Below are 26,814 nucleotides of genomic sequence, written 5' to 3'. Positions count from 1 at the left end.
TAACGGCAAACCGGCGCGGGCAGCCGGGTGCAGGTGCGCTCCCTCGCTGGTGGGGTAGCGATCGTCCCCACAGCGTCATGGCCGGGCTCGTCCCGGCCATCCGGCTTGCCTAAGAAGGCCAAAGAACGTGGATGCCCGGGTCAAGCCCGGGCATGACGGCCTCTGCTGAAGGCGAAACAAATAGGCCTTTATTCCTGAAGCTGGCGCTTCAGCGACTCGACCTCTTCCAACAGCGCGGTGTCCTTGGAGACCAGCGCCTCGATCTTGCGTACCGCGTGCAGCACGGTGGTGTGGTCGCGCCCGCCGAAGCGGCGGCCGATCTCGGGCAGCGAGCGCAGGGTCAGCGTCTTGGCGAGATACATCGCCACCTGCCGCGGGCGGACCACGTTGGCGGTGCGGCGCGAGGACAACAGGTCGGAGCGGCTGACATTGTACTGCCGCGCCACCACGCGCTGGATGTCCTCGATCTTGATCCGCTTGGGCTCCTGCGGCCGCACCAGGTCGCGCACCTCGTGCTCCGCCATCTCCAGCGTCACCGGCCGGTTGTTGAGCTTGGAATGCGCGAGCAGACGGTTGATCGCGCCTTCGAGATCGCGGCCATTATGGGTGATGGTGCGCGCCAGATATTGCAGCACCTCCTCGGGTACCTCGAACGTCGCATGATGGGCGCGGGCCGCGGCGACGCGCGACTTCAGGATGCCGTGGCGCAGCTCCTCGCCGAGCGAGCCCATCTCGACCACGAGCCCGCCGGCGAGCCGCGAGCGCACGCGGTCGTCGAGGCTTTCGAGGTCGGACGGCGGACGGTCGGCCGCGATCACGACCTGGCGGCCGGCGTCGATCAGCGCGTTCAGCGTGTGACAGAACTCGGCCTGCGTCGACTTGCCCTGGAGGAATTGCAGATCGTCGATGACGAGCACGTCGATGCCGCGCAGCGCTTCCTTGAAGGCCAGCGCCGTCTGCGTCTTCAGCGCAGCGACGAAGCCGTACATGAATTTCTCCGCCGTGAGATACAGCACCTTGCGCTCGTTGCCGGAATTGCCGGCCCAGGTCACCGCCTGCAAGAGATGCGTCTTGCCGAGGCCGACGCCGGCGTGAATGTAGAGCGGGTTGAACATGACGGGATCGCCGCGGCGTCCTTCGGCAACCTGGCGCGCGGCGGCATGTGCCAGCGTGTTGGAGCGGCCGACGACGAAGCTCGCGAAGGTCAGGCGCGGATCCAGCGGCGAGCCGCCGAGCGCGTCGTGATTGGCCGAGACCGGCGCGGTCGCGGTCGAGCGCAATTCCGGTGTCGGCGCGCGGCGCGCCTCGACCGGCGCGGGCGCTTCCTTCGGGTGCGCCGCCGGGCGCACGGCGGAGCGGACCGTGAGGTCGATGCGATGCACTTCCGGCATCTCGGCCTGCCAGCACGACAGCACGCGCTCGGCATAATGGGCCTGGATCCAGCTCTTCAGGAATCGCGTCGGCACCGAGAGCCGCACGCTCTCGTCCTGCACGCCTTCGAGATCCATGCGTGCAAACCAGCTCGTGTAGACGTCCTCGCCAACGCTCGAGCGCAGCCGACCCTTCACGCGTGACCAGCGATCCTGTTCCATTGTCATCGTCAGAAAACTTCTCTTGAGAGATATAGTTGCGTTGTGAGCGCCATGCAGGGGTCCTGCCCGGTCCCTGAAGTGGCGCGACCTCGAGCGAGTCCATCGTCGGGCATGGCTCGACCTTCGGCGCGAACGCCGCGGGTCAGATCAGCGATGTCAGAGATGGAAGGGTCGCGAGGTCAGCGCGTACTCGGCGCTCCGTCACACGCGGGGGGCTGGAGATCCGACGGAGCTGGAACGGCATCGCTGGAATGGGAAACGTGCTTCAATACCGCGTTGAGTCCGTAAGACATGATACCTCCCCGTCCTGCCGTGATCGCTCACGACAAGGTCCTGCGTGTCCTGAAGACAACCGCGCCGTACTCCTGTCGCGGATGCCTGCCCAATGTACTGGTCGTCCGCTCGACGTCGCCCAGCTTGCGTGCCGGGGTAGCATTGCGATGTCTCTCATATACGCTTGGCGCGAGCGAGAAGATCCCGCCTGGAGACATTCAGACAAAAAACTACCCTTCCCATATTGCTATGGGTTTTGCACCGACATCACTTGTTGAAGCGTCGCCTACGTGCTCATCGCCGCCGATTTGCACGCTCGCCCCGTTTCCTAAACCGCGCTGGTCTGAAGATCGTGGGCGCCGCTGACCACTTAAGGAATACACTAAGCGGAAAGACTCGCAACGAAATTGATTCACACTTGAGGCACCAAAAAACTTGACCTCGGTTAACGCCGCGCGCGACTTGTTCACAGGCTGCGAAGCAAGTTTTTGAATCCGTGCACAGAATCGAAAATGTGGTGCGTCGTGTGACAATTCTCGGCCACCGCCAAAATTTTTTTACAAATTCGTCACGCGCTGCACGTGCGAGCGAATTTTCCAAATGCTTGTCGCTGCTATGTTGATAAGTGATTATCGAGTCATCGCTTTTCGAGACTCGTTTTGCAGGGTAACTCCACCGTGACACACATTCCGGTGAATTTACGGTGCGCAGAACTTCTCGGCCGCCGATTCAATTGGAGCCCGCGGCACAGGGGTTTTTGCAACGCAGTGAGGTTTCCGCTGTTGCAGTACAGCGTCCGGTAGAACTACGGGACGAAGAATAACGCAGATGATGCAGATCGTCCAAGCGAAGATCGGGCTGCGCGTGGCTGCTTGCGCGAACATGACAGTCAACAAAAAAGCCCGGCGCAATGCCGGGCTGTTTGACGCGCTGACCGGATCGACCGATCAGATGCTGCGCGAGACTACCTCGCGAGATTGCTTCGCAATATTACTTGGCGAGCTTGGCGATCTGCGCGGTGAGGCGCGAGACTTTGCGGCTGGCGTTGTTCTTGTGAATGATGTTGCGCTGGGCGGCGCGCATCAACGCCGGCTCGGCAGTCGCGAGTGCCTTCACGGCTGCGGCGCGATCGCCGCTCTTGATGGCTTCCTCGACGGTGCGCACGGCGCCGCGCATCTGGGTGCGGCGCGACTTGTTGACGGCGGTGCGGCGGGCGATCTTGCGCGTCGCTTTCTTGGCGGAAGTGGTATTGGCCATGGTCTCAATGTCCTTTGCGGGTACCGGTCGCGTCTTGGTCGGGTAGCGCCGGCTTGCTTGACCGCGTAATCGACGCTCGGATTTAGGGTGTTCGGTTGCTGGGCCGTTCCCGGAACATGAGCGACGGCCTTGCGGCTGTCTCTGAGGCTCCAAGGAGTCTTCAAGCTCGAGAGAGTCTTGAGGCTCAAGGTGCCTGCAACTGCTCAAAGAACAGCGGCGGCGGGATTGCGCCCACCGCCAATTGCCGCCCTTATAGAGAGGGTCTTCAGCACCGTCAACGCTTTCGGGGGCCGGAAATCCGGTCTTTGGCGGCCTGGATGGGCACCGTAACGCCCTGAAGAGGTTGAATTTCTGCCGTCGCCCGGCTATTGGCTGGCAACGTTCCAGGAGGCCGTTCGATCGGGCGGCCATCGCAGGTGAGGCATGATCCGCGGCTTTTTCCGACTGATTGGGCTGTTGCTGCTCGCCGGCGGGTTCATCTTCATGGTCTATGACGGTGCCCGCTGGGTGGCCGATCAGAACCTCAAATTCACCCGGTTCGGCCAGTTCTGGAACGACATCAATCAGGCCAGCCAGTCGGCATTCCGCACCTGGGTCGAGGCCAAGGCGCCCTGGCTCTGGACCTCGGTGATCCGCCTGGTGCTGGATCAGCCGGTCTTTGCCGTCCTCGGCATTCTCGGCATCCTCCTGATGATCCTGTTCCGTCCGCGCAAGCCGTTGATCGGCTATTCCCGCGACTGAGCCTGGAACGGGCGGCCGCGTAACACGGCTGCGTCCCGTCGCGTAGACGCCTATAGTCCCACCTCATCGCGAGCACGCCGCCTGAGCTGTCTGGTTTCTCGTGCCCGGTTTTCCACCTTGGCTCAGGCGACGGACAGTTCGCTTCGGAGATCCGTCATGCTGTTCATGCGCAAGACCACCGCACTGCCGAGCGCAACTGAGGCGTTGCCGGGCCGTGCGCAGGCCATCCCGACCGCAACCACCCATTTCGTCAACGGCGCGAAGCTGAAGCCGCCTTATCCCGCCGGCCTCGAGCAGGCGGTGTTCGGGCTCGGCTGCTTCTGGGGCGCCGAGCGCAAGTTCTGGGAGCTTGGCGACGGCGTCCACGTGACTGCCGTCGGCTACGCCGGCGGTCACACGCCGAACCCGACCTATGAGGAAGTCTGCTCGGGCCGCACCGCCCACACCGAAGTGATGCTGGTCGTGTTCGATCCGAAGAAGATTGCTTACGAGAAGCTCTTGAAGACGTTCTGGGAGAGCCACGACCCGACCCAGGGCATGCGCCAGGGCAACGACGTCGGCACGCAATATCGAAGCGCGATCTACACCTATTCCGATGCGCAGAAGAAGGCCGCCGAGCAGTCGAAGGCGCTCTACCAGAAGGCGCTTTCCGCCAAGGGCCTCGGCACCATCACCACCGAGATCGGCCCCGCCGGCGAATTCTATTTCGCCGAGGACTACCATCAGCAATATCTGGCGAAGAATCCGGCCGGCTATTGCGGGTTGGGGGGCACCGGCGTGTCCTGCCCGATCGGGGTCGGCGTGAGCGTGTAGGCGGAACGACGCATCTTGCTTACCCTCCCCTGGAGGGGGAAGGTCGGCTCACATTGAGCGCAGCGAAATGTGAGAGGGGGTGGGGTGACGGTCTCTCCACATCGCATACTGCCCGAGTGGAGAGATCACCCCACCCCGCTCGCGCTGCGCGCGATCGACCCACGGGCGAGCTACGCTCGTCCCGGACCCCTCCAGGGGAGGGTTGGAGACCATCCCCCCACGCAACGCTTTATTAACCATAACCGGTGCATCACTGCGGCTGTCTCGTTTCGAGGGATGGGTCCGGTGCCGGTTGCACGCGCGTTTCGATGGTCGAAGTTGGCGTCCTTGGCAGCGTCCGCCGCGCTCGCCCTGGGCGGCTGCATGCAGACCGGAAGCCCCGTCGCCTACGTGCAGCCTCGGCCCGATCTCGATTCCATGGCTTATGGCCAGCCCTATAGCGCGCCGCAGCCAGTGGTCGTCGCCAACAACGGCGGCGGCGCCATCGCGGCGTTCAGCAATTCCTTTGCGGCTTCGCCCGCACCGATGCCGGTCGGCTACGCCGCGCCGATGGCGGCGCCGGCGCGCAATGGCGCCTCCTACCATCTCGACGCCGGCGACAAGCTTCGCGTGGTGGTCTACGGCCAGGAAGGCCTCACCAACAGCTATTCGATCGACGCGGGCGGCTCCATCACCATGCCGCTGATCGGCGCAGTGCCGGCGCGCGGCCGCACCACGGCGGGCCTTGCCGGTGAGATCGCCGCACGCCTGCGCAACGGCTACATCCGCGAGCCGTCGGTGGCGGTCGAGATCGAGACCTATCGCCCGTTCTTCATCCTCGGCGAGGTCCTCGCGCCCGGCCAATATCCATACGTGCCGAACATGACAGTCGAGAGCGCGGTCGCCATCGCCGGCGGCTTCTCGCCGCGCGCCAAGCGCGACGTGGTCACCGTCACCCATACCGAGAGCGGCGGCGCCATGCGCGCGGTCGTCCCGCTCGGCACGCCCCTGGCGCCCGGCGACACCGTGTTCGTCGGCGAGCGCTGGTTCTAGGGCCTCAGCCGCGCCCCCCTCGTCATTCCGGGCGCGACGAAGTCGCGAGAATCCATCTCTCCATCGTCTCTGCCGTCGGATGGATTCCGGGCTCGCGCTACGCGCGCCCCGGAATGACGGCGGAATCTCACCGCCTGAAATCCAGCCGCCCGTTCGGAAAACATCCGTCGATCCGCATCGCATCGACCACGCGACCGACCCAGGGCCGGGTGATCGCCGGCGTGGTCAGATTGATGTATTTTCCGACCAGGCGATCCGCGCCGTCGCGCGCCGCATCGATCAGTCCGTGCCGGCGGCCGTTGTCCCAGTCAAAGCGCAGATAGATCCGGCCTGCTGAGACGCGGATCTCGGCGCGGCCCTGCTTCCACTTGTCCGGCGCATCGCCGGCGATGGTGGGATCGGCGCCGCCATTCCAGCGGCTCTGCCACTCGCCCTCGATCGGATCGGAGCGCGTCGCGATTGATGCCCATGCCGGTGCGTTGACGTCGGCAGCATCGCCGGGCAGCGATGCCGTCGCGGCATAATCCTTCACCTCGAGATCGTCAGGAGATGGAACGTCCATGGTTCCGAACGGATTGCGGATGACGAGGTGCGTGATTGCCTGCTGCATGGCGATCTCCCGGCGTGAGTTGGCTTGACCGGCCAGCTCTATCGCCGGGCGGCACGATGCAGCCACCCGATTTCCGCTCCGGGGGCGGCGCAACTCTCTCCTCTTGTCATTCTTGTCATTCCGGGGCGCGCGGTAGCGCGAGCCCGGAAGCCATCGCGCTACCATCGCTGACGCCCGATGGATTCGGCGGGGAGTGTCGCGCGCCCTATTTCAAATGCTTCGCGAAGAACGCCATGCTGCGCGGCCAGGCGATGTCGGCGCTGGCCTTGTCGTAGCTGGCGCGCTCGTCGCAATGGAAGCCGTGCTGGGCGCGGGGATAGATGAAGACCTCCACTTCCGGCCGCTTGGTCTTGATGGTCTCGACGTCGGCGAGCGGAATGCCGGCATCCTTCTCGCCGAAATGCAGCTGCGTCGGCACCTTCGGCGCCTCGTCGGCAAAGCGCACGATTGCGCCGCCGTAATAGCCGATCGCGGCCTTCAACCCCGACAGCCGCGTCGCCGCCACGAAGGCGACGCTGCCGCCGAGACAGAAGCCAATGATGCCCACGGGCCCGACGCTTCTGGCGACGTCGATCGCGGCTTGCGTGTCGCGCAGCATCGCGGCCCAGTCCGGATTGGCCACGAACTTGCGCGCCTCCGCAATCTCGTCGGGCGAATAGCCCGACTGGAAGTTCGGCGACGTCCGGTCGAAGATCGACGGCGCGATCGCGACATAACCTTCCCCGGCCAGCCGGTCGCAGACAGAGCGAATGTGATGATTGACCCCAAAAATCTCCTGGATCACCACCACCGCGCCCTTCGGCGTGCCTGAGGGATCAGCGCGATAGGCGCCGAGTTGGAAATTGTCGGAGGCCGTCAGCTTGATGTCTTGTCCCACGCGGGTTGTCCTTCTTGGTTGTCGATCCGAAATTCAGCTCTCTCTCCTCATCTGAGGAGCGCGCTCTTCGCGCGCGTCTCGAAGGATGCAAGGCCGAGAGGCGGCAGCGGGGCCTTCATCCTTCGAGACGCTTGCTGCGCAAGCTCCTCAGGATGAGGGGATAGGGTTCACTCCCACATCCAGTTCTCGCCGTAATCCTCCTTCCATCCTGCCAGCCGTCCGTGGCGGAATTGCAAGAACAGGCGGTGGCGGTGGGGGAGCAAGCCGCTGCCGCCGATGTTGCGCAAAGCGAGGTAGATCTCGTTGCCGGCACGTCCCCGTACATATTGCAGCGGCTGACCGAGGGCGCGCGCGGTCTCTCCTGCATCCATGCCGAAGGCGAGCGGCGTGTTGTTCGACGAGGTCGTGACGAACGGCTGGCGCGGCGGCACGGCGCCGAACGGCTCGGCCTGCGCAGATATCGACAGCAACATCGTGCCCGCGGCCAGCATCATCAGCTTCATCGCCTACGTCCCTGCTCGATCGCCCTATGCCGGCAAGTTCTTCAGGAAAGGCACGACCGCGTCAACAAAAGCCTGGGGCTGATCGATGTTGACGGCGTGTCCGGCGGCGGGGATCACGACCTTTTGTGCGCCGGGGATCTTTGCCGCCATGTAGTCGGACGCGGCGAGGAACGGCGTGTCGTCGGCGCCGACCACGATCAGCGAGGGCACCGTGATGTCGGGGAGCGACTCGATCACGCAGGCGTCGCGCTGGGTCAGCATGCCGCGTGCGGCGAGCGCCAGCCCCCTGGCGTTGCGATGGTTCGCGGTGGCGCGCTCGCGCGTTGCCGATTTCAGGACGTCGAGGCCTTCGCGGTCGAGCCTGTCGGCCGTCGCAAGCGCCCGCGCGTTCCAGGCTTCGCGCGCGTCGTCGTTCTTGAAGCCCGGTCCGGTATCGATGATCAACAGCGCACGGGCCCGCTCCGGGTGTGCGCGATAGAACGCGAGCGACATGTAGCCGCCGAGCGAGAGGCCGCCGATGACGGCGCGCTTCGCGCCGACCGCATCGAGGATCGCCGCCATGTCACCGACCGTCAGCGCTTCGCTGTACGCGTTCGGATCGTCGGGATAATCGGACCGGCCGTGGCCGCGCATGTCCCACAGGATCAGCTGGTGATCCCCAGCGAGCGCATCGACCTGCCCATGCCACATCGTCGAGGTCGAGGAATAGCCGTGGGTGAGCAGCAATGGCGGCCCGTTGCCATGGACCTCGTAGTAGATTTCGACGCCGTCCCGGTTGATTTTAGGCATTGTTTTTCGCGCCTTTCTCGTTTCTTTTCTATCGCGCCTCGATGACGGTGCACCCACTCCCCCTGTGGGCCCCCTGTGGGAGAGGGTGGCTTCGCGAAGCGAAAGCCGGGTGAGGGGTCTCCATCCTCACGAGCGGTTTGCGAGTGGAGAGAACCCCTCATCCGTCGCGCTACGCGCGCCACCTTCTCCCACAAGAAAGGGGAGAAGGAAGTCCGCGCCTGCGGCTGCACTCTAGCGCGCCAAGTTACCTCGAAGAAACTACCTGATCGCAATGGCACGCATGTCGGACAACACGCTCTGTTGCGTCCAGTCGCTGCATCCGCCTGCTCTCGCAACGCACAACATCGGGCTGCCGAGATAGTTCGACTGCATCCAAATTGCATTTGCCTCCGCGCCTGAACGCGATCATTCTCGCGGCAAGGCTGACGCTGGCCCGGTGGGCGTCCGCCACACAAGTTGCCGCCGTAAGCGGCTTCATGCACCGGCAGGGGAAGACGCCTATGCCAACACTCACCATCAACGGGCGGAGTCTGTCCGTGGATGCGGCGAACGACACGCCGCTCCTCTGGGCGATCCGCGAGCAATTGCAGATGACGGGCACCAAGTTCGGCTGCGGTGCCGGGCTGTGCGGTGCCTGCACCGTGCACGTCAACGGCGAAGCGGTGCGCTCGTGCCAGACCATGGTCGGCGACGTCGCCGGCAAGAAGATCACCACGATCGAAGGCCTCTCGGCCAAGGGCGATCATCCCTTGCAGAAGGCTTGGATCGCCGAGCAGGTGCCGCAATGCGGCTACTGCCAGTCCGGGCAGATCATGCAGGCGGCTTCGCTGCTCGCGAAGAATCCCAATCCGACCAAGGAAGAGGTGGTCGCGCATATGGACGGCAATCTCTGCCGTTGCATGACCTATTCACGGATCCAGAAGGCGATCATGCGCGCCGCATCCGAGATGCGCACCGCATCCGCCACCTCCAGCGAGCGGAGGCCCACATGAACAAGCACGTCAAGAACGTCACTGCCGAGGCGACGGATCTCAGCCGCCGCTCCTTCCTCGTCGGCACCGCCGCGACCGGCCTCGTGCTCGGCTATGCCGGCGTGCCCGGCATCTATCCTGCGGCCGCCGCGGCGCCTGCCAATTTCGAGCCGAGCGTCTGGTATGCGATCTCGCCGGACGGTCTCGTCACCGTGACCTGCGGCAAGGCCGACATGGGCCAGCACATCGCCTCCACCATGGCGCAGATCGTCTGCGAGGAGCTGGGCGCGAAATGGAGCGACATGCGCGTGGCGCTCGCCTCCAACGATCCGAAGTTCAACGACCCCGTGCTGGGTGCGCAGATCACCGGCGGCAGCTGGTCGACCATGATGAACTTCGACGCCATGAGCCGCGCGGGCGCCGCGGGCCGCATCGCATTGACCGAAGGTGCCGCCGCCGCGATGGGCGTGCCGGCATCCGAGCTCGTGGTGCGCGATTCCGTGATCGTGCATCCCAAGTCGAGGAAGCAGATGTCGTTCGCCGATGTCGTGAAAAGCGGAAAGGCGACGAAAACCTTCACGCCCGACGAGCTGAAGGCGATCAAGCTGAAGACGCCCGATCAATACACCATGATCGGCGTCTCGGTGCCGCAGCTCGACATCCCCTCCAAGACCAATGGCACGGCGAAGTACGGCATCGACGTGATGCTGCCGGGCATGGTCTATGGCGCGGTGGTCACGCCTCCGGTGCGCTTCGGCGCCACGGTGAAATCGGTCGACGACAGCGCGGCGAAGAAGGTGCCCGGCTTCATCAAGGCCGTCACCCTCGACGACAAGACCGGCACGACGTCGGGCTGGGTCGTCGCCGTGGCCAGCACCTACGCCAACGCCAAGAAAGCGGCGCAGGCGCTGAAGGTCGCCTACGACAACGGCCCGAACGCCAAGCTGTCGAGCCAGTCGCTGCTCGATGAAGCCATGCGGCTTCAGAAGCTGGAGGATTCCGGCCAGTTCTTCGTCAAGGACGGCGATCCCGTTGCTGCCTTGGGTTCGGCGGCCAAGGTGCTGGAGGCCGAGTACACCACCAGCATCAACATCCATGCGCCGCTGGAGCCGATGAATGCCACCGCGGAGTTCAAGGGCGACATCCTGCACATCTATTCCGGCAACCAGTTCGCGACGCGTTCCGGCGCGATCGCCGCGGGTGCCGCCGGGATTGATCCGAAATTCGTGGTCATGCACCAGATGTGGCTCGGCGGCGGCTTCGGCCGGCGTCTCGATGCCGACATGATGATCCCCGCGGTGCAGGCAGCGAAGGCGGTCGGCAAGCCGGTGAAGGTAATCTACACGCGCGAGAACGACATGACGATGGATTTCTCGCGTCCGCTCACCTATCAAAAGGTCAAGGCCGGCGTGGACGGCGATGGCAAGCTCATCGCGATCAGCCACGACGTGGTCTCGGCCTGGCCGACCGCGCGCTGGGGAATCCCCGATTTCCTGACGCCCTCGGTCGACAAGAAAGGCCCGCTCGATTCCTTCACGGTGAACGGGGCCGACTTCTTCTACACCGTGCCCAACCATTATGTGCGCGCGATCAAGAACGAGCTCGCGCACAACGCCACACCGTCCGGTCAACTCCGCTCGGTGGCGCCGGGCTGGACCTTCTGGGCGGTCGAAAGCATGATCGACGAGATCGCGGCGGCGACCGGCAAGGATCCCGCCGAGTTCCGCATCTCGCTGCTCGACGGCGCCGGCAAGAACGACGGCGGCGCGCAGCGGCTGCGCAACACCCTGCTCGCCGCGATGGGACTTTCGGGCTACGGCACCAAGCAATTGCCGAGAGGCGAGGGCATGGGCGTGGCCTGCGTCTCCTCGCAGGAGCGCGCGACTGCAAGCTGGACGGCGTGTGTCGCCCATGTCGCGGTGGCGCCGTCGGGCGCGGTGACCGTGAAGAAGCTCACGGTCGCAACCGACGTCGGCACGCAGGTGCATCCCGAGAACATTCGTGCCCAGGTCGAGGGTGCGGCGCTGTGGGGCCTGTCGCTGGCGATGTACGAGAAGGCGACGCTGAAGGACGGTGGCATCGAGCAGACCAATTTCGACAGCTACACGCCCTTGCGCATGAGCCAGACGCCCGAGGTCGCGGTCGCCGTGATCGCCAATGGCGAGAAGGCCACCGGCGTCGGCGAGCCCGCGGTGACGGTGGTGGCGCCGGCCATCGGCAACGCCATCTTCAACGCCTGCGGCGCCCGTGTTCGCGCCCTGCCGATCACGGCGGAGGCCGTGAAGGCGAGCATGAAGGCGTAAGCTGAGCCGCGATCGCCAAACGAGATGATCCGCCGGAGGGTAACCTCCGGCGGATCTGTTTTGGGGAAGCCGCCTCCACACCCTCACTGTCATGCCCCGGCTTGACCGGGGCATCCAGTACGCCGCGGCTTTTCGGTTCAGCCGCGCCGTCACGGCGTACTGGGTCGCCCGGTCAAGCCGGGCGACGACAACGGAGGGTGGGGCGACAGCATCCAAAATTCCTCTGTGTTATCAATGCCCGTTCTACTGTGCATGGGGTTGTTTTCGCGGCTTCGAAGCTCCCCCTCCCGGAACCCCAATCCCTAAAATTGCACCCTATTCCCCAAGGTTCCATTGAGCACGCCTCTTAAGGCCCGGGGAACCTGATCCGGCTTAGGCTGACGCCAAATCCAGTTCCGTGCTTTGGGGAAGTCATGAGCGCCTCAGCCAAACCCGCCGCCAACCGTCGGCTTCTGCTCGCCTCCGATCGCAGCGACGGGAGCAGCGAGCTCGCCAGCATCTTGAAAGCGGTCGGTGACGTCTCCACGGTGACGACGGAAGAGATTCCCGCCCAGCCGGCGCGCGATCTCTCCGGCCTCGTGGTCGACATCAACCTGCGCTCGCCCGAGAGTGTGCAGCGGGTACGCAACAAGCTGCGCGGCGATGCCTACCGTTCGATGCCGCGGCTGTTCGTGCTCGCGGACGCCCTGCATCACGGCACCATGCAGGCCTGGGCGTTAGGGGCCACCGACACCATCTCACGGCCGCTCCAGGCGGACGCGATCCTTCAGCGCATCCGCGCCGCTTTCCCTGATACGGCCGCCTATGACGCCACCGATCGCGGCAAGACGCTCAACCGCGGCGTCGCGGCGGCGCACGCGGTGCTGACCAAGATGTTCGAGAAGCTGCCGCTCGGCGTGCCCCTGACCTTCGACGACGTCATCGCGGCCGAGAGCAAGATCCTGAAGGCGATCAAGCATTCCTCGCTGCGCGAATGGCTCACCACGGTCGGCTGCCATCATGTCGGCAGCTACCGCCATTGCCTGTTCGTCACCGGCTTCGCCGTCGCTTTCGCCCAGCATCTCGGCATGCGCGAGGACGACCAGCGCCGCCTGACGCGCGCAGCGCTGCTGCACGACGTCGGCAAGGCCTTCGTTCCGGCCGCGCTGCTCGACAAGCCGGGCAGGCTCACCGACGAGGAGATGGCGGAGGTCCGCCAGCATCCGCGCCGCGGCTATGACGCGCTCGCTGCCCAAGGCGGCTTCCCGCCGGAGATGCTCGACGTGGTGCTGCATCATCATGAATTCCTCGACGGCTCCGGCTACCCGAACGGCCTGTCGTCGAACCAGATCAGCGACATCGTGCGCCTGACGACGATTGTCGACATCTACGCCGCCCTGGTGGAGAAGCGCGCCTACCGCATGCCCTTCACCCACTCCCGCGCCTTCGCGATGATGGAAGGCATGGGCGGCAAGCTGGATCAGCAGCTGCTGCAGGCCTTCCGGCCCGTGGCGCTGGGGTCGTTCTGACGATCTAATCCGTCATTCCGCGGCGCGCGAAGCGCGAACTATGGTGCGCAATTGCGCACCTGAGAATCTCGAGGTTCCGGGTTCGGTGCTCTGCATCGCCCGGGAACGACTAGATCACCCCACCATCTTCCTCAGCTCCGCCTTCGCCACCTTCTCCAGCGTCGAGCGCGGCATGTCGTCGACCAGCCTGATCTCGCGCGGCAGCTTGAAGTCGGCGAGGCCCTTGCGGCAGGCTTCCATCACGCGATCATGCAGGTCCGGCGCAGCACCCGCGACGCCGCCTTGCGGGATGATGAAGACGACCGGCACCTCGTCCAGCATCGGATGCTTCTTCGCCACCACGGCAGCTTCCCGCACGCCCGGCACCAGCGCGATCACCTGCTCGATCTCGGAGGCCGCGACGTTCTCGCCGCCGACCTTCAGCATGTCCTTGGCGCGGTCGCCGAACTTGATGAAGCCGTTCTGAAGCCGCTCGACGCGGTCGCCGGTGAGGAAGAAGCCGTGCTCGTCAAAACTCTCGCGCGTCGCCTTCTCGTTGTGCAGGTACTCGGCGAACAGCGACAGGCCCGGGATGCCCTTGATCGCGAGATTGCCGGTGTCGCCGACCTCGGTCGGCCGTCCATCATCGCCGGTGATACGGATTTCATATTCCGGCGCGGCGCGGCCGATCGACATCGGGATGTTGGGCTGGTCGACCTCGCCGACAATGCCGTGGGTGATGGTCTCGGTCATGCCCCACCAGCCGATGATCTTGACGCCGAACGCGGCGAAGGCCGGCGGCTCGTTGATCGCACTGCCCCACAGGCGGAATTTGTGGTCCTTCGGGATCTCCTGCTCGAGCAGCGCTTTCATGCAGAACGGAATCGTCGAGGTCCAAGTCGAGCCGTGCTCGCGCGCGACGCCCCAGAACCGGCTCGCGGAGAAGCGCGGCTGGATCACGCAAGTCGCCCCGACCCACAGTGCCGCCAGCATGGAGTAGGCCAGCGCATTGGTGTGGAACAGCGGGAGATAGGTCTGGTGCACGTCCTCGGCGTGAAGGTCCTCATGCGCGGCATTGATCTTGCCGCCCCACAGCGCGTTGGCATGGGTCCACAGCACCGCTTTCGGCCGTGATGTCGTGCCCGACGTGTACTGCACGCTGCACGGCGCGAGCGGATCGGTCGCGCGCCTCGGACGATCGGCGCTGTCGGCGAACAGGGATTCAAAACCGTCGCCGCGTGAGACCGCCTGCGCAGGCGCTGTGCCGGCGTCATGCGAGGTCACCGCCATCCAGCGAATGTTGCGGCAATTCTGCGCGACGACTTCCGCATAGGCCGGCTGCGTGATCGCAGCGACCGCGCCGCAATGATCGGCGAAATATTCGATCTCGGCGGGCGCTGAGCGCGTGTTGGTGGTGACCGCGACGGCCCCTAACTCGACACAGGCAAACCAGGCCAGCAGCGCCTCGATGCAGTTGTCGAGGTGAATGAGCACGTATTCGCCGGGCTTGACGCCGCGCCTGGCGAGCCCCGCCGCAAGCGCGCCGACCCGCTCGTGAAACTCACCATAGCTCCAGCGCCGCGCCGGCGCGTCGAACGGAGCCCAGATCAGGAACGGATGATCACGCCGGACCTCGGCGCGCAGCTTGAGCAGCCAGGGCACGTCGAGCCCGTCGAACGGGCTCACGATTCCGGCGGCGGTCTGTTGAACTGGCATGGTTCCTCCCGGTGCAGCCCTGCATCTTGCTGGCGGCTGTCTTTGGATTATTGCGTCTTCCTGCCACCAGATGGCGCGGGGTGCAAATCGGAGCACCCCATCTCTCCCGTCATTGCGAGGAGCCCTTGCGACGAAACAATCCAGGTTCACTCCGCGGAAACAGTCTGGATTTGCTTCGCTGCGCCTCAGTCCTCGTACGACGATATCTCGATCAAGCTGCCATCGGGATCGCGGCAATAGACCGAGCGCAGCGTGCCGCGGGCGCCTTGCCTCGGGCCTGGGCCCGCCTCGATCGCAACGCCATGTGCCCGCAAATGTGCCACCACCTCGTCCGGTGTGGCCGAGGTGAGGAAGCACAGATCCTCGCTGCCGGCGGTCGGATGATTCGCGGTGAACCACTCCACTCTGTCGGCATCGCGCTGCCGGACGTTGATCCTCTGGTTACCGAACTCGAGGAAAGTCCGCGGCGCTTTGCCGCCGCCCGGATCGAACACCTTGACTTCCATGCCGAGAATCTTGCGGTACCACTCCGCCGTCGCCGCGACATCGCTGACATTGATCACGAGATGATCCAGGGCATGAACCTTGACCGGCATGTCTCATCCTTTCGTCGTGATGCGCCCCGCGCACTTTCCGCCTGCGGCAAGCTTTGTTACAACCGCGCCGCCGCGACGTTCAAGCTATCCGACTTTCAAGAACAACACTGGGAGAACCCTTGAGATGATCACTCGCCGTACCGCGCTGGGCCTGCTCGCCGCCAGTCCGCTTGCAGCCACCCCGCTGTCGAAGGCTGTTGCCGCCGATTATCCGGCACGTCCGGTGAAATGGGTGGTCGGCTATCCGCCGGGCGGGGCCACGGACATCCTGGCGCGGCTGATCGGCCAGCGGCTCTCGGAAAAGCTCGGCCAGCAATTCGTGATCGAGAACAAGCCCGGCGCCGGGAACAATATCGCGACCGAATCAGTCATCAACGCCGAGCCCGACGGCTACACGCTGCAGCTGGTCAATCCCGCCAACTACATCAACGCTTCGCTCTACGCCAATCTGAAGTTCAACTTCGTGCGCGACATCGCGCCGGTCGCCTCGTTCCAGCGCGTGCCGAACGTGATGACCGTCAACAAGGACGTGCCGGCCAAGAACGTCGCCGAGTTCATCGAGTACGTGAAGGCCAATCCCGGCAAGGTGAACATGGCCTCGTCCGGCAACGGCACCTCGGTGCATCTGTCCGGCGAGATGTTCATGGCCATGACCGGCTGCAAGATGCAGCACGTGCCCTATCGCGGCGCTGCGCCCGCAATCACCGACATGCTCGGCGGCCAGGTGCAGGTGATCTTCGACAACATGCCCTCGATCATCCAGCACATCCGCTCCGGCTCGCTGCGCGCGATCGGCGTCACCACCGCGGAGCGCTCGCCGCAATTGCCGGACGTGCAGGCGATCGCCGAGACCGTCAAGGGCTATGAGGCGAGCGCGCTGTTCGGCATGGGAGCGCCGAAGAACACGCCGAAGGAGATCATCACCAAGCTCAACAGCGAGATCAACGCGCTGATGAAAGAGCCCGACATGGCCAAGCGCCTGGTCGAGCTCGGCGGCGAGCCTCGGGTGCAGACGCCGGAGGCGTTCGGCGAGGAGATCAAGGCCGAGACCGAGAAGTGGAAGAAGGTCGTCGAGTTCGCCGGCCTGAAGGTCGAGTAGCGATCTTGTGATGCCTGAAAGGGGAGCCCTGCCGTTCGGCAGGGCTTTTTTCTTGCGCGCGCGATGCCATGATCCGGAATAAAGCCGTGCGACGAAACCTGATGGTAGATGGCGCGTATCTCGCGTCGTGAGCAAAGGAGTTGCGGTCATGCGCAAGACGCAATTGGCACTGCTGACGCTGTGCGCGACGGTCGTTGCCGGCTTCGTCACCATCACGCCGGCGGCAGCCCTCGATTACCCCTGGTGCGCCCGGGGCGGCGAGTATGACTATCCCGGCGAATGCGCCTACAGCACCTATGAGCAGTGCCAGGCGAGCGTGTCCGGGCGGCTGCTGTACTGCGATCGCAATCCTCGCTTCGCCTATGGCCAGCAACAAATCCCGCAGCCGCGGCCGCACCGGCGCGCGCGGCCCGCCGCGCCCTACTGATCACGCTTCATACTGGCCTCATCCTGATCACGCAGTCGTGCGCACCCGCGCCCGCGGGTTCCGGCTTGACGCTGCCCCGCTCGCTTCTATACTAAACCACATGGTTAAGTATCAGGACGAGGCACTGGACCGGACCTTCGCGGCGCTCTCCGACCCGACGCGGCGTGCATTGCTGGCGCGCCTCGGCGAGCAGCGCAGCCTGTCGGTGAGCGAGCTGGCCGCGCCGTTTCCGGTCTCGCTTCCGGCGATCATGAAGCATCTCGACGTGCTCACGGATGCAGGCCTGATCGTGCGGGAGAAGACCGGCCGCACCGTGGTCTGCCGGCTTACCGCACGGCCGATGGAGCAGGCGATGAACTGGCTCAATCGCTATGCGCAGTTCTGGTCCGACAATCTCGACCGTCTTGCCGCCTTCGTGGAGGAAGAGACATGGCCGCCACCGCCGTCAACGCCGCTGAACGCCCGCCAGCAGATCGACCAAGCCTCACGCTCACGCGCCGGCTCCGCGCGCGGCCGGAAAAAGTCTTCGCCGCCTGGACGCAAGCCGAGCAGCTAGCGCAGTGGTTCGGGCCGCCGAACATGAAGCCGGCGACGTTGCAAGCCGATCTCGACGTCCGCATCGGTGGCCGCTTTCGCATCAGCTTCGTCCGCGACGACGGCGAGTATTTCGAGGCCGGCGGCACCTATCGCGAAGTGGTGCCGAGCGAGCGCCTGGTCTTCACCTGGGCCTGGCACTCGACGCCGGAACGCGAATCGCTGGTGACGATCTCGCTGAAGCCGGACGGTGCCGGCACCTTGATGATCTTCCATCACGCCCAGTTCTTCGACGAGACCGCACGCGACAACCACCAGCGCGGCTGGAGCTCGTTCTTCGACAAGCTCGATGCCTTCGTCGCCTGAGCTCCAAAGGAGAGTATCATGCAGCAACATCAAATCGTTTCGCGCGAGCAATGGATTGCGGCGCGCAAGGCCCTTCTGGCTCGCGAGAAGGAGTTGACGCAGGCCCGCGAACGGGTTGCCGAGGAGCGCCGCCAGCTTCCCTGGGTGAAGGTCGACAAGACCTACGTCTTCAGCGGGCCGAACGGCAAGGTCACGCTTTCCGATCTCTTCAAAGGCCGCCCGCAGCTCATCGTCCAGCACGTGATGTTCGCGCCCGACTGGGACGCTGCCTGCAAGAGCTGCTCGTTTTGGGCCGACGGCTTCGAGCGCATGGTGCCGCATCTGGCCGCGCGCGACACGTCCATGGCTGCGGTCTCGCTGGCGCCCAGCACAAAGCTCGAAGCCTTCAAGAAGCGGATGGGCTGGACCTTCGACTGGGTCTCCTCGGGCGACAACGATTTCAATCGGGACTACGGCGTGACGTTCTCGCGCGAAGAGATCGCGACCGGAAAGCCGATGTACAATTTCGGCACTACGCCAATCTACGGCCCCGAGCTGCCCGGCATCAGCGTGTTTTACCGCGGCGAAGCCGGTGAGATCTTCCACACCTATTCCTGCTTCGCCCGCGGCCTCGACATGATGAACGCCGCCTATCAATATCTCGATCTCACGCCGCTCGGTCGTCACGAGGAGGGTCTGCCCTATCCGATGGACTGGGTCCGCCTGCGCGACCAGTACGAGCCGCAGCCGGCGAAGGCGGCGTGCTGCCACGGGTGAGGGTAGGGGCACGCCGGATCCCATCAAAGGTGTCGTCGCCCGGCTTGACCGGGCGATCCAGTACTCCGAGGCGGTCGTGGTTCAATCGAGAGGCCGCTGGATTCCCCGCCTGCCGCCTACGCTAAAGCTTCGGCGCCCCTGGACCTCGACCGCGGCGAAGCCTTGGCGTAGCCGGGTCGCGGGGAATGACAGCGCGAGGCGGCGAGGCAGCTATCCTTCCGCGCCACGCTACCGCTTCGCGTCCGCCTGCTCCGTCGCATTGCACGAGATCAGCATCGTATAGGGCCGGGCGTTGGCGGCGATGTCGGTGGTCTTGAGCTCGCCCTTTGGTTCGGCGGTCTGATAGGGCACTACGGAATTGTCGAGGAAGTCGCGCAACACGCCCGTCTTGATGGCGAAGTTGATGTTCTCGGGAATGTTTCCGGTCGCCACCGCGATGCGCAATGCCGGAATCTTTCCGGTGACCACGCCCACGACCTGACCGGTGCTATCGAACAGCGGTCCGCCGCTGTTGCCGGGCTGTACGGGCGCACTGATCTGCAGGAAGCGCGAGTCGTTGCGCATGCCGCTGAGCGAGCTCACGATGCCGGTCGTCACGGTGAAGTCCGAGGTCAGGATGCCGTGATAGGGAAAGCCGATCGCGACCACGGAGTCGCCGGAGCGGATCGAGCGGTCACGGATCCGGGCAAAGTCCTTGAATGTCATCGTCGATGGCGCCTGCATCAGGGCGAGATCGTTGTTGGCGTCGCTCGACACCACGCGCAGCACCATTGCGGCCTCGCCGGTGAGATTGCCCTTGATGTCGCCGGCGCAGCCGTCGATCACATGGTGGTTGGTGACGATGTGTCCGCTCGTGCTGACCACGAAGCCGGTGCCGCTCTTGGTCCTGGCAGATTTGCCGCCGGCCGGCGGTGATGTCTGCTTCTCCGCCGTCACTGCCGGCTTGGCCGCTCCTTTGGTAAAGTCGCCCGCCTTGCTCAGCCCGTCGGCTTTCACCCTGGTGACGCAATTGGCCAAAGCGGCGATCACCGGTCCGGTCGATGTCAGATCGAAATTCAAGGCGGTGCGGCCGCTCGTCGCGACCATCAGACTCGCCTTCTGAAACGTTCGCACAACGTTGATAGGCATGACGGATGTGAGCATGTTCGGCTGGTTTGCCGTGGCGAACAGCCTGGCTTGCTCCTGCCCGTCGAAGATGACGTCGATCGCGGCGTTCTCGCCCTGTTTGAAGCGGTAGCTGGGACTCGCAAAGGCCAGCGTCCAGGTGCCGGCGGCATTGTAGCCTACCACGAGTATGACGCCGTTGGCGTAGGGCGTCGTCGCTGCACAATGCGAGAAAGCACCCGTCTCGTCATTGCTGAAGGCGCCGCCGATCCAGTTGCCGACATTGACGGAGCCGAACGGCCCCGCCGCGTTCGCCCCGACCACACTCAACTGCAACGCGACCGCAACGACGAACGACCTCAACCACATACCAGCCCCCGGAACGCTTTCGGATCCATCTTATCCGCGAGGGCAGGTCGGGTGCAACCGTCAGTTGTCCGTCCGAGGTCGTGCGGCTCTCGCAACAGTTCGGGCTTGCATCTGCTTTGCAGTGCCATATACTTTGCACTACAAAGTAACGGGACCTATCGTCCCGGAATGCCCGGGTGGAACGAGGTTTTGGCGTTGCCAATGCGCGATCTCGACAAGGCGCTGGCCGACATCGTGGCGATCCGCAGCCAGATCGCGGCGGGCACCGCCTTCCGCGGCTACGGCCCGGCGACCATGGCGGCAACCGGCGCCGTCGCGCTCATCACCGCGATTCTGCAATTCTGGCTGCTGGGTGATCCCACCGGTGAGCCGCTCGGCTTCTTCGTCGGCTGGTTCATCGCTGCCGTTCTCTCGGGGCTCATCATCGGCATCGAGATGCGTGCGCGCTCGCGACGCCATCATTCGGGTCTTGCCGATGCCATGATCCACCAGGCGATCGAGCAGTTTCTGCCCGCCGGCGTTGCCGGCGTGCTGCTCGCAGTGGTGATGTGGAAGTTCGCGAGCGAGACGCTGTGGCTGCTGCCGGGTCTGTGGCAGATCCTGGTGTCGCTCGGCATCTTCGCCTCGGTCCGCTCGCTGCCGCGCACGGTCGCGCTCGCGGGCGCCTGGTATTTCGTGTCGGGCTTTGCGGTCGTCGTGCTCGCGAGCCGAACGCACACGCTGTCGCCATGGACCATGGGGCTGCCCTTCGTGATCGGGCAATCGGTGATGGCGGCCATTCTGCATTTCGCGTCCGGAGACAACGATGTCGAAGATTGACAGCGCGCCCTTCTCATATGAAGGGCTCGACCGCGTGATCCACGAGAAGGCGAGGCTCGGGCTTCTGACCTCGCTGATGGCGCATCCCAAGGGCCTGGCATTCGGCGACCTCAAGCAGCTCTGCGGCCTCACCGACGGCAATCTCAGCCGGCACCTAGCCGTGCTCCAGGAAGCCGGCCTCGTCGAGGTGACCAAGGGCTATGAGGGCAACCGCCCGCACACGACCTGCCGCCTGACCAAGGCCGGCCGCCGCCGTTTCCTCGACTATCTCGCCGTGCTCGAGCGGCTGGTGCGCGACGCGGCGAAAGCTGCCGGCCGCGAGGCGCCGCCGCTCGGCCGCCTCGATATCGTCTCGACCTGATCTTCCCCTTTTTGGCTGGAGACTTTGCAATGCAAAGTGAAATCACGTCCCGCAACGAGAAGCTTCATGTCGGCATCATCATGGACGGCAACGGCAGATGGGCCACGCGGCGCGGCCTGTCGCGCGTGCGCGGTCACGAGGCTGGCGTCGAAAGCATCCGCCGTATCGTCGAGGCCGCGCCCAAGCAGGGCATCGGCACGCTGACGCTTTACGCCTTCTCAACCGACAATTGGCGGAGGCCGAAGGCCGAGGTCGCCGCACTGATGACCTTGCTGCGCCTCTATCTCACCAGCGAGGTGCAGAGCCTGGTCAGGAGCGGCGTGCGCCTCTCCGTCATCGGCCGCCGCGATCGCCTGCCCGACGGCGTCGCCACCGCAATCACCCGCGCCGAGGAAGCCACAGCCGATGGCAGCGCGCTGCATTTGCGCATCGCCGTCGATTATTCCGCGCGTGACGCCATCCTCAATGCCGCGGCGAAGGCGGCTGCGCTGACGAGCCTCACCCGCGAAGCCTTCTCGCAGCTCGTTACCGGCGAGGCTGGCCTTCGCGACGTCGATCTCATCATCCGCACGTCCGGCGAGAAGCGGCTGTCGGATTTCCTGCTCTGGGAAGGCGCCTATGCCGAGCTGCACTTCACCGAGCGGATGTGGCCCGAATTCGAGGCGGGCGATCTCGCTGACGCGCTCGCCACCTTCCACAGCCGTGAGCGCCGCTTTGGTGGCTTGCAGGCCATTCTGCCTGGGGAGGTGCCTTCGCTCTCTCGGGTGTGACGGGCGGCACGTGAGAACGAGTTGTTGGTTTTCAGCCGCATGACCGGCAAGGATGTCCAAGCGGCGGGCAGGCGGCGCCAGCCGCATCCCCGTTGATTGCCGCCTGGCATGGATCGTGCTCTAGTATTCCGACTTTGGATATCGCGCCGCGACGGGAGCTTTCGCAAGATGCGTGCGGTCCTGGACTATTGCACCGGCGGAACGGAGCGGCAGCTTGCCGCCGGCACGGTCGTGGTCGCCGAGGGTGGCACCACCGGCCATCTCTACGTGCTGATGCAAGGCAAGCTCGAGGTGCTCAAGGGCGAGATGGTGGTCGCCACCGTCACCGAGCCCGGTGCGGTGCTGGGTGAAATGTCCGTGCTGCTGGGCCAGCCGCACACCGCAACCGTGCGGGCCTGCTCCGACGCGGTGGTCTACGAATTCGAGGATGCCGCCTCGTTCCTGGAGAGGGAGCCGGGCGTGGCCCTGCTGATCGCAAAAATGCTGGCGCAGCGGCTCAATGTCGCCAATACCTACCTCGCCGATCTCAAGCGGCAATATGCCGGCCACGGCACGCATCTGGCCATGGTCGGCGAAGTGCTCCAGAGCATGATCAACCTGCCGCCCCTCGAGGTCTCGCCAGGCTCGGATCGGCAATCCGATCCAAGAATGTGAGCCAATCGGGCGGCGCCTCGATCGGAGCGGCGGGGCGCTTCAGCGGCGCATTCAGGTCGATCCATTGGGCCTCGCCGGCCGCAAGCCAGAACGCTTTGTCCGCACCGAGGTCCAGCACGATGTATGTCGGGGGGCGGCCTGGTTGCAGGCCCGTGTTGAAGACCCAGGTCTGGCCCAGCCGGTCGAACCACGAGCCGCCGGTGACGAACGGCGACTGGTGCACATGGCCGGAGATCACCATCGACGGCTGGTACTGCATGACCCATTGCACCAGCTCGACGTCGCCGAAGAAGCGCTTGCCGCCCCAGCTCGTGGGTGAATCCGCCGGCGGCGCATGATGGGCCCAGATCCAGCGCTGCGGTCGGTCGGCCGCGGCATCGCGCAACTGGTCGACGAGGCGTTGCTTGACCAGTGGTCCGTCCCACCACGGGCACACCGTGAACAGGGTGCCACCGATGTTGAGGCTGTCGCCGTCGCAGGCAATGCCAAGCTCGCGCACCTCCGAGATCCAGCGCGAAATCTTTTCGCCCTCCGCGTTGCGCTCGTCGAGGTCGTGATTGCCGGAGCAGAGGATCACGCGGCTCGTCGCGGCAAGCAGCGCGAGGTACTTCTTCACGACGACGATCTGGGCGCGAAAATCCACCATCGAGCCGATGTCGAGCGCATCGCCGGCGAAGATCACGAGATCGAATTGCGACGCCGCGCTGACCAGCCAGTCGAGCTGCGGCAGCGAATAGTGCAGGTCGGCCACGACCAGGCAGCGCATTGGAGAATCGTCCGCGAGAGATCGACTATATCCGGGAATTCCAGGCTCATGAAAGCAAGAAGCGGACCAGCATGTCGCTCCCTCGCGTCATCATCGCAGCGCTGGACCGGTTCATCGAATTCTGATGTCGTATTGAACCGTCAATGCGGATGTCCGTATGACCTCATTCAAGACCATTCGCACCCGCGCCGAGAAACGCAAGGGCGGGCCCAAGGCGTTGGAGAAACTGTTGCCGGCCAAGCCGGACCTCAAGCGGCTGGCCAAGCTCGGCGACGACCGTATCCTCGCCGAAATGACCAAGCGCGTGTTCTGCGCCGGCTTTGCCTGGAGCGTGATCGATTCGAAATGGGACGGCTTTGAAGACGCCTTCCTGCATTTCCAGCCCGCCAAGCTCACCTTCCAGCCCGAAGAGTATTGGGAGGGCCTGCTGCGCGACGCGCGCATCGTGCGTAACGGCGCCAAGGTCATGTCGGTGCGGGACAATGCCGTCTTCGTCCAGGAGATCGCGAAGGAGCACGGCAGCTTCGGCAAGTTTCTGGCGAAGTGGCCGTCGTCCGACGAGATCGGCCTGCTCGATCTCCTCAACAAGCGCGGCAGCCGGTTAGGGGGCAACACCGGCCAGATGCTGCTGCGCTTCGTCGGCTGGGACGGTTTCGTGACGTCGAGGGACGTGGTGGCTTGCCTGCGCGGTGCGGGTCTCGACATTGCCGAAGAGGTCAAGTCGAAGGGCGACCTCGCCAAGGTGCAGGCACAGTTCAACGCCTGGGCCGGGGAGACCGGCCTGCCCTACACCCATCTGTCGCGCATCTGCGCGCTCTCGGTCGGCGAAAACGCATAGCGCGTGAGCGCGGCCCACCGCCGGATCGTGTGCATCCTGTGGCGATCTTGTGCCGCGAGCGCGGCGGACGCCGCATGCGATCACGAAATACATTTTGCAGGAACCTTTGTCCGCAGCGCCTGTTCGGCCATTGAGCCAGGCGGATAAGCGCGCAGGGAACGCGCACTCCCGCCCGGCTCAAAGGAACCGGCTACAGAAACGGAGCAGCTCATGAAGCTCACATCTGAACAGGTGAAGCAGACCGTCAACCAGCTCGGCGCTCAGGTGCTGCCCGACGAACATCCCGCGATGCCGCAGCTCAACAGCATGTTCGGCGACCATACCTTCTTCGTCGACGAGATGGGCCTCAAGGTCCTCGAGCCCACGGGATCGCTTGGTACCGACCGCCAGAGCGGCGAAGTCGTCAGCCTCGCCGATTGGGGCGATTCCGACCTGACGCGCCTGATGGCGCATGAGCCCGAACCGACCGGCGTGATCGTGGTGTTCGAGCAGATGAAGCATTGAGCGCCCCGAGCAGGACGTTTCGAGACACGTGCGCCACGGTCGGCAAAGCGCTGATCGTGGCGCGAGGCTTCAGCATGCCCGGTCGTTCCGTTGTCTTCCAACGAGCGTCGTGCCGGTCGTGCTATCCGCCACGGGTGCGAGCGTAGCGCCACATTTCTCCGCGACAGGCCGGAAACAACGCGACGATCGTGAGCGAGACCGCATATGACCGCTGGCGACGCCGACTGGTCCGAACGGCAGCCCGCATATGAAGGCGAGAATCGATGTTGAGACATTGAACGGGCTCCAGCGCATGTACTCCTTGGTGCGACCCTGGCTGAGGCAGAGCCAGTTGGCGGGGCTGTTGTTGGTTTGCAGCAGACCGGCGATCCTGAGGGCGAAGATCGGCGCAGCCTCGGGAACCGCTCGCACGGCGTTCCGATCTCAAGAGACTTCGCTGCTGTGTTGCAATGTCTGTTCTGTCGGAATCTCGATGGCGATCTGAGTTCCCGGACCCGCTTTGCGCTCAAGTCGCAAGCGCCCGTTGAGCGATGAGGCAACCAGGTTGAACGCGATGTGGAGTCCCAGGCCGGCATTGCCACGCTCCCGACTGGTCGTCACGAACGGATCGAAGACGTGAGCCTGCAATGGCTCGGGGATTCCGACGCCTTCATCGGCGCAGACCAGGCGGACCGAAGTCGGGTCCGGCCGGCTCACCGTGATGACAAACCTGCCGCCTCTCTTGTCAGGATAGGCGTGCACGGCAGTGTTGAGGGCGAGATTGCTGATCACCTGAGCAAGCGCTCCGGGGTAGCTGTTGAGCTTGACTCCCGCCGGGCATTGCACCTCGACCGTCAGGCCGTGATGCGCCAGCAATGGCCCGAGCTTGGACATCAACTCCGACAGCCAATCCCTGAGTTCGAAAGTGCGCCGGTCCTCATCGGCTTGGTGAACGGCGACCTGCCTGAAGCTGTGCACCATCTCGGACGCGCGATGCAGATTGTCGAAGGTCAGGCTGAGTCCCTGCTTCAGCCGGTCAATGCCCTTGGTCAGATCGGAGCGCCGGACCGATGCTCCGGCCAATGCGTCACTCATCGCTTGCAGGTCAGCCTGCATGGCCGTCGAGGTGGTCAAGGCGAGGCCGAGCGGGGTGCTGACCTCGTGAGCGACACCTGCCACCAATTGCCCGAGCGAGGCGAGCTTTTCCGCCTGCACGAGGTGCTCCTGGGTCGCGCGCAGATCTCGCAGCGATTTCTCCGAGCGTTCTTTCTCGCGTTGCAGCGCCTCGGATGTCCGGAATTGCTTTCGCGCCCGGTACTCGCGTGCAGCCACAGCGTAGAGCGATAGCGCGTAGGCGTTGCCGACGAGAGAGTGGTTGATGAACCTGAGGCCCGCCGGCAGCGTCGGCGCGAACGTCTCGGCGATCAGCAGCGCCACCCATGAGAGCAAACAGAAGATCGCCAGCGAGCCGATCCGCAATGGCAGCATGGTCGAGACGAACAGGATGATCATCATCATGCCGGGCGCGGCAAACGTGAAGCCCGATGGCAGCACGAGATAAATGCTGGGCAGGATGCAGCCGGGGATGACGCAATAGACGAGGAAAATGGTCTCCGCCCACGGCTTCATCCAGCGCCGTGACAGCAATGCCGTGAGCGGCAGCAGGATGAACACGGCGGTGCCACCACGGATTGCGAGCGTGGTCGGCACGACTTCGGGGTAGAGCACCCAGTCCCACAGTGTGTAGCCGGCATAGGTGGCGGCGCCAAGCAGCATCGCGATCTGCGTCCAGCCGAGACTGCCTCGGACATATTGGTCGACAAACCGGCGCTCCTCGATGCGGTCTTCGAAACGCAGTCCGAGGCGTATCAATAAGGCAAGCATTCCAGCATCAATCGCGAAAAACCG

General features: G+C 64.6%; 27 protein-coding genes and 1 pseudogene. 17 read left to right on the top strand and 11 right to left on the bottom strand.

Annotated elements, in window-relative coordinates; genetic code table 11:
• Positions 1 to 188: 188 nt before the first annotated feature.
• Together dnaA and rpsT are read right to left on the bottom strand one after the other, a co-directional pair.
• Complete coding sequence (gene dnaA, locus EAV90_RS00980) at positions 189 to 1,598, bottom strand: chromosomal replication initiator protein DnaA (RefSeq protein ID WP_122400102.1); 1,410 nt, start codon at positions 1,596 to 1,598, stop codon at positions 189 to 191.
• A gap of 1,257 nt (positions 1,599 to 2,855) precedes the next feature.
• Positions 2,856 to 3,122, bottom strand: a complete 267-nt coding sequence (rpsT, locus tag EAV90_RS00970; RefSeq protein ID WP_024338506.1) for a 30S ribosomal protein S20 — start codon at positions 3,120 to 3,122, stop codon at positions 2,856 to 2,858.
• A gap of 423 nt (positions 3,123 to 3,545) precedes the next feature.
• Here rpsT and EAV90_RS00965 point away from each other — a divergent pair, with 423 nt between their 5' ends.
• From EAV90_RS00965 to EAV90_RS00955, 3 genes are all read left to right on the top strand, one after another.
• The gene (locus EAV90_RS00965) at positions 3,546 to 3,863 is read left to right on the top strand and encodes a hypothetical protein (protein WP_122406294.1); all 318 of its coding nucleotides are present in this window, start codon (positions 3,546 to 3,548) and stop codon (positions 3,861 to 3,863) included.
• Positions 3,864 to 4,019: 156 nt separating this feature from the next.
• Positions 4,020 to 4,676, top strand: coding sequence for a peptide-methionine (S)-S-oxide reductase MsrA (gene msrA / locus EAV90_RS00960; RefSeq protein WP_129142322.1), 657 nt, complete (start codon positions 4,020 to 4,022; stop codon positions 4,674 to 4,676).
• A 285-nt stretch (positions 4,677 to 4,961) separates the two neighbouring features.
• Positions 4,962 to 5,708, top strand: coding sequence for a polysaccharide biosynthesis/export family protein (locus EAV90_RS00955; RefSeq protein ID WP_129142321.1), 747 nt, complete (start codon positions 4,962 to 4,964; stop codon positions 5,706 to 5,708).
• A gap of 127 nt (positions 5,709 to 5,835) precedes the next feature.
• On the opposite strand, the gene EAV90_RS00950 is transcribed toward EAV90_RS00955, so the two are convergent.
• From EAV90_RS00950 to EAV90_RS00935, 4 genes are all read right to left on the bottom strand, one after another.
• Positions 5,836 to 6,318, bottom strand: coding sequence for a hypothetical protein (locus EAV90_RS00950; RefSeq protein ID WP_129142320.1), 483 nt, complete (start codon positions 6,316 to 6,318; stop codon positions 5,836 to 5,838).
• Positions 6,319 to 6,523: 205 nt separating this feature from the next.
• Positions 6,524 to 7,195, bottom strand: a complete 672-nt coding sequence (locus tag EAV90_RS00945) for a dienelactone hydrolase family protein (protein WP_129142319.1) — start codon at positions 7,193 to 7,195, stop codon at positions 6,524 to 6,526.
• A gap of 167 nt (positions 7,196 to 7,362) precedes the next feature.
• The gene (locus tag EAV90_RS00940; protein WP_122406290.1) at positions 7,363 to 7,698 is read right to left on the bottom strand and encodes a hypothetical protein; all 336 of its coding nucleotides are present in this window, start codon (positions 7,696 to 7,698) and stop codon (positions 7,363 to 7,365) included.
• A gap of 24 nt (positions 7,699 to 7,722) precedes the next feature.
• Positions 7,723 to 8,487 carry an alpha/beta fold hydrolase gene (locus EAV90_RS00935; protein ID WP_129142318.1) on the bottom strand — a complete coding sequence of 255 codons (765 nt, stop codon included), beginning with the start codon at positions 8,485 to 8,487 and terminating at the stop codon, positions 7,723 to 7,725.
• A gap of 500 nt (positions 8,488 to 8,987) precedes the next feature.
• Here EAV90_RS00935 and EAV90_RS00930 point away from each other — a divergent pair, with 500 nt between their 5' ends.
• The 3 genes from EAV90_RS00930 (at position 8,988) to EAV90_RS00920 (ending at position 13,269) form a co-directional block, all read left to right on the top strand.
• Complete coding sequence (locus tag EAV90_RS00930; RefSeq protein WP_036002624.1) at positions 8,988 to 9,479, top strand: (2Fe-2S)-binding protein; 492 nt, start codon at positions 8,988 to 8,990, stop codon at positions 9,477 to 9,479.
• Positions 9,476 to 11,761, top strand: a complete 2,286-nt coding sequence (locus EAV90_RS00925) for a xanthine dehydrogenase family protein molybdopterin-binding subunit (RefSeq protein WP_129142317.1) — start codon at positions 9,476 to 9,478, stop codon at positions 11,759 to 11,761. Before EAV90_RS00930 ends, EAV90_RS00925 begins: the two co-directional genes overlap by 4 nt.
• A gap of 413 nt (positions 11,762 to 12,174) precedes the next feature.
• A complete protein-coding gene (locus tag EAV90_RS00920; protein ID WP_122406287.1) occupies positions 12,175 to 13,269 on the top strand; it encodes an HD-GYP domain-containing protein in 1,095 nt (364 codons plus the stop codon).
• A gap of 114 nt (positions 13,270 to 13,383) precedes the next feature.
• Here EAV90_RS00920 and EAV90_RS00915 read toward each other — a convergent pair whose 3' ends face one another.
• Both EAV90_RS00915 and EAV90_RS00910 read right to left on the bottom strand, forming a co-directional pair.
• Positions 13,384 to 14,964: an ATP-dependent acyl-CoA ligase gene (locus EAV90_RS00915; RefSeq protein ID WP_129142316.1), complete on the bottom strand. Its 1,581-nt coding sequence runs from the start codon at positions 14,962 to 14,964 to the stop codon at positions 13,384 to 13,386.
• Between the two features lie 185 nt (positions 14,965 to 15,149).
• Complete coding sequence (locus tag EAV90_RS00910) at positions 15,150 to 15,560, bottom strand: VOC family protein (RefSeq protein WP_129142315.1); 411 nt, start codon at positions 15,558 to 15,560, stop codon at positions 15,150 to 15,152.
• A 124-nt stretch (positions 15,561 to 15,684) separates the two neighbouring features.
• Here EAV90_RS00910 and EAV90_RS00905 point away from each other — a divergent pair, with 124 nt between their 5' ends.
• The 5 genes and pseudogenes from EAV90_RS00905 (at position 15,685) to EAV90_RS00885 (ending at position 18,742) form a co-directional block, all read left to right on the top strand.
• Positions 15,685 to 16,659, top strand: a complete 975-nt coding sequence (locus EAV90_RS00905) for a Bug family tripartite tricarboxylate transporter substrate binding protein (protein WP_122406284.1) — start codon at positions 15,685 to 15,687, stop codon at positions 16,657 to 16,659.
• A 148-nt stretch (positions 16,660 to 16,807) separates the two neighbouring features.
• Positions 16,808 to 17,086, top strand: a complete 279-nt coding sequence (locus EAV90_RS00900; RefSeq protein WP_122406283.1) for a DUF3551 domain-containing protein — start codon at positions 16,808 to 16,810, stop codon at positions 17,084 to 17,086.
• 100 nt (positions 17,087 to 17,186) lie between these two features.
• Complete coding sequence (locus tag EAV90_RS00895) at positions 17,187 to 17,642, top strand: ArsR/SmtB family transcription factor (protein WP_162500530.1); 456 nt, start codon at positions 17,187 to 17,189, stop codon at positions 17,640 to 17,642.
• Positions 17,643 to 17,653: 11 nt separating this feature from the next.
• Positions 17,654 to 17,986 (top strand): annotated as a pseudogene (locus tag EAV90_RS00890) (SRPBCC family protein); the annotation flags it as partial.
• 18 nt (positions 17,987 to 18,004) lie between these two features.
• Entirely contained in the window at positions 18,005 to 18,742 is a 738-nt protein-coding gene (locus tag EAV90_RS00885) for a DUF899 domain-containing protein (RefSeq protein WP_122406280.1), read from the top strand.
• A 228-nt stretch (positions 18,743 to 18,970) separates the two neighbouring features.
• On the opposite strand, the gene EAV90_RS00880 is transcribed toward EAV90_RS00885, so the two are convergent.
• Entirely contained in the window at positions 18,971 to 20,215 is a 1,245-nt protein-coding gene (locus EAV90_RS00880) for a S1C family serine protease (protein ID WP_122406279.1), read from the bottom strand.
• Between the two features lie 201 nt (positions 20,216 to 20,416).
• Between EAV90_RS00880 and EAV90_RS00875 the strand changes: the two genes are divergently transcribed.
• The 4 genes from EAV90_RS00875 to EAV90_RS00860 all read left to right on the top strand — a co-directional run bounded on the left by EAV90_RS00875 (position 20,417) and on the right by EAV90_RS00860 (position 22,819).
• Positions 20,417 to 21,034, top strand: a complete 618-nt coding sequence (locus tag EAV90_RS00875) for a hypothetical protein (protein ID WP_122406278.1) — start codon at positions 20,417 to 20,419, stop codon at positions 21,032 to 21,034.
• Positions 21,021 to 21,395 carry a transcriptional regulator gene (locus EAV90_RS00870; protein WP_122406277.1) on the top strand — a complete coding sequence of 125 codons (375 nt, stop codon included), beginning with the start codon at positions 21,021 to 21,023 and terminating at the stop codon, positions 21,393 to 21,395. The genes EAV90_RS00875 and EAV90_RS00870 overlap by 14 nt, the downstream gene beginning before the upstream one ends.
• 29 nt (positions 21,396 to 21,424) lie before the next feature.
• Positions 21,425 to 22,165, top strand: coding sequence for a di-trans,poly-cis-decaprenylcistransferase (locus EAV90_RS00865; protein ID WP_122406276.1), 741 nt, complete (start codon positions 21,425 to 21,427; stop codon positions 22,163 to 22,165).
• A 168-nt stretch (positions 22,166 to 22,333) separates the two neighbouring features.
• Positions 22,334 to 22,819, top strand: coding sequence for a Crp/Fnr family transcriptional regulator (locus EAV90_RS00860; RefSeq protein WP_122406275.1), 486 nt, complete (start codon positions 22,334 to 22,336; stop codon positions 22,817 to 22,819).
• Here EAV90_RS00860 and EAV90_RS00855 read toward each other — a convergent pair.
• Complete coding sequence (locus tag EAV90_RS00855) at positions 22,758 to 23,585, bottom strand: metallophosphoesterase family protein (protein WP_129142314.1); 828 nt, start codon at positions 23,583 to 23,585, stop codon at positions 22,758 to 22,760. The two genes, EAV90_RS00860 and EAV90_RS00855, sit on opposite strands and share 62 nt — an antisense overlap.
• 157 nt (positions 23,586 to 23,742) lie before the next feature.
• Here EAV90_RS00855 and EAV90_RS00850 point away from each other — a divergent pair, with 157 nt between their 5' ends.
• Positions 23,743 to 24,423: a DNA-3-methyladenine glycosylase I gene (locus tag EAV90_RS00850; protein ID WP_129142313.1), complete on the top strand. Its 681-nt coding sequence runs from the start codon at positions 23,743 to 23,745 to the stop codon at positions 24,421 to 24,423.
• Between the two features lie 210 nt (positions 24,424 to 24,633).
• On the top strand, positions 24,634 to 24,927 hold the full coding sequence (locus tag EAV90_RS00845; RefSeq protein ID WP_122406272.1) for a hypothetical protein: 294 nt from the start codon (positions 24,634 to 24,636) through the stop codon (positions 24,925 to 24,927).
• A gap of 423 nt (positions 24,928 to 25,350) precedes the next feature.
• On the opposite strand, the gene EAV90_RS00840 is transcribed toward EAV90_RS00845, so the two are convergent.
• The gene (locus EAV90_RS00840; protein ID WP_122406271.1) at positions 25,351 to 26,790 is read right to left on the bottom strand and encodes a sensor histidine kinase; all 1,440 of its coding nucleotides are present in this window, start codon (positions 26,788 to 26,790) and stop codon (positions 25,351 to 25,353) included.
• Positions 26,791 to 26,814 lie beyond the last annotated feature (24 nt).

Origin of the sequence: Bradyrhizobium vignae, assembly GCF_004114425.1 — a bacterium.
Taxonomy (GTDB): Bacteria; Pseudomonadota; Alphaproteobacteria; order Rhizobiales; family Xanthobacteraceae; genus Bradyrhizobium; species Bradyrhizobium vignae.
The sequence above is the reverse complement of the archived record's forward strand: the minus strand, read 5'-3'. Positions and strand labels throughout refer to the sequence as shown.